Raw genomic sequence first — 2,500 nt, forward strand, 5'->3', positions numbered from 1 at the left:
GGTTCCTGATCAACGCTAATCGGATCAGGGTTAGTCGGGTCCTTAGGCAAAGCCGAGAGGCGTAGCTGATGGCAAACTGGTGAATATTCCAGTACCTGCTATAATTTCGATGGGGTAACGGAGTAGTGAAAGGACTGCGCACTTACGGAATAGTGCGTTAAAGGGAGTAGTTATATCCTGTGTAGGCAAATCCGCACGGGATGATGAACCCGATAGTACAGCAAAGCTTCGGCCGCGCTGATAATGTCCCTAATCAGACTTCCAAGAAAAACCTCTAAGGTTCGGTTATAGCAGCCCGTACCGTAAACCGACACAGGTAGTCGAGGAGAGTATCCTCAGGCGCTCGAGTGATCCGTGGTAAAGGAACTAGGCAAATTGACGCTGTAACTTCGGGATAAGGCGTACCGCAGTGATGCGGTCTCAGTAAAATGGTCCAACCAACTGTTTAACAAAAACACAGGGCCCTGCAAAATCGAAAGATGACGTATAGAGCCTGATACCTGCCCGGTGCTGGAAGGTTAAGGAAGGATGTTCGGGGTAACCCAAAGCTTCTGACTGAAGCCCCAGTAAACGGCGGCCGTAACTATAACGGTCCTAAGGTAGCGAAATTCCTTGTCGGGTAAGTTCCGACCTGCACGAATGGTCTAATGAGTTGGACACTGTCTCTACCACGAGCTCGGTGAAATTGTAGTATCGGTGAAGATGCCGGTTAATCGCAACGGGACGGAAAGACCCCGTGAACCTTCACTACAACTTAACATTGATTTTGAACAACAGATGTGTAGGATAGTTGGGAGACTATGAAGCAGCTTCGCCAGGAGTTGTGGAGTCAACGTTGAAATACCAACCTTCTGTTGTTTAGAGTCTAACTCGGCAACGAGGACATTGTTTGGTGGGTAGTTTGACTGGGGTGGTCGCCTCCTAAAAAGTAACGGAGGCTCGCAAAGGTACCCTCAGTACGGTTGGTAATCGTACGCAGAGCGCATTAGTAAAAGGGTGCTTGACTGTGAGGCCGACAAGCCGAGCAGGAGCGAAAGCTGGCTAAAGTGATCCGGTGGTTCTGTATGGAAGGGCCATCGCTCAAAGGATAAAAGGTACTCCGGGGATAACAGGCTGATCTCCCCCAAGAGCTCATATCGACGGGGAGGTTTGGCACCTCGATGTCGGTTCGTCACATCCTGGGGCTGGAGAAGGTCCCAAGGGTTCGGCTGTTCGCCGATTAAAGTGGCACGTGAACTGGGTTCAGAACGTCGCAAGACAGTTCGGTCCCTATCTGTTGTGATCGTTAGTAAATTGCGGGGACATGACCTTAGTACGAGAGGACCGGGTCGTACGTACCGCTGGTGTATCAGTTGTGCCGCCAGGTGCAGTGCTGAGTAGCTATGTACGGAAAGGATAAACGCTGAAAGCATCTAAGCGTGAAACCTACCTCAAGATGAGTTTACTTTTAAGGGCCGTCGGAGACTACGACGTTGATAGGCTACAGGTGTAAGGGTGGTAACATCGAAGCCGAGTAGTACTAATTGCCCGTAAGCTTTAATTTTATTTTTTTGTAAAGACTATTACAATTTCCCAATATGTTACCTTATTGGTCTTTGGTCAGAATAACGCTGCAATAGTGCTGATTAAAAGACGAGATCATACTAAAGATCTTATGGTGGTTTTGCCAAGGGTGTTCACCTCTTCCCATTCCGAACAGAGAAGTTAAGCCCCTTATGGCCGATGGTACTGCACAATCATGCGGGAGAGTAGGTAGCTGCCATATTTATTTAAAGAAGTCCCGGTCTGAATAAGACCGGGCTTTTTTATCTTCACTACAACCACACACCGATCCCTACCGCACTTACGGTAAAATAAATCAGGTAAAATTTTGTTGTACAAGGTAAAGGATTGTATCTTCGCAGTCCGCTTTAAATCAACGTGCCTCTTCGCAGGAAACGTTTGAAAATCAATATCTGATATTGATTTTACCTTCAAAGAAAACAAGTAAGCGGCAGCGCTTTAGGGCGTCTTTTGCTGAAAAATCATCTTGATATTTAATATCAACACTTAGTTCTTTATAATAAATGATCCGAAAAGATGATGGCAAATGCTTATAAGTAAGCAGATAATTATCAAAAAAGTAGGGTTAAAAAATCTTTAAGAAAAGTTTGGTGATAATAAAATAATCACTATCTTTGCACCCCCGCAGCAAACGAAATGATGCGGACACAAAGAAAAAGCTCTTAAGATACTATAAGATGTCAGGCGGTAAGCGCCACACGGATCGGATCCGGGACATTAACAAACGTTAGACGAATGGTTTAACGGAAGTTCTTTGAAAGAATGGAAACAACAGCAAATTTTAACAGGTAATGTTCAGCGAAAACATTAGATAAATGACGTCTAATTTCGAGAGAAATTACACAGTCAGTATCAAAACTTCTTTACAATGGAGAGTTTGATCCTGGCTCAGGATGAACGCTAGCGGCAGGCCTAATACATGCAAGTCGAGGGGCAG

3 rRNA genes (2 of these 3 only partly in view) are annotated in these 2,500 nt (G+C 45.6%); all 3 read left to right on the forward strand.

What is annotated here, in order from left to right:
* Positions 1–1,543: ribosomal RNA gene (locus FEF09_RS30485) — 23S ribosomal RNA — on the forward strand (it extends 1,338 nt beyond the left edge of the window).
* 110 nt (positions 1,544–1,653) lie between these two features.
* Positions 1,654–1,765: ribosomal RNA gene (gene rrf / locus FEF09_RS30490) — 5S ribosomal RNA — on the forward strand.
* Between the two features lie 663 nt (positions 1,766–2,428).
* Positions 2,429–2,500: ribosomal RNA gene (locus FEF09_RS30495) — 16S ribosomal RNA — on the forward strand (it continues 1,454 nt past the right edge of the window).

This window comes from Chitinophaga pinensis (assembly GCF_007896845.1).
In the GTDB taxonomy this organism is placed as follows: Bacteria; Bacteroidota; Bacteroidia; order Chitinophagales; family Chitinophagaceae; genus Chitinophaga; species Chitinophaga pinensis_C.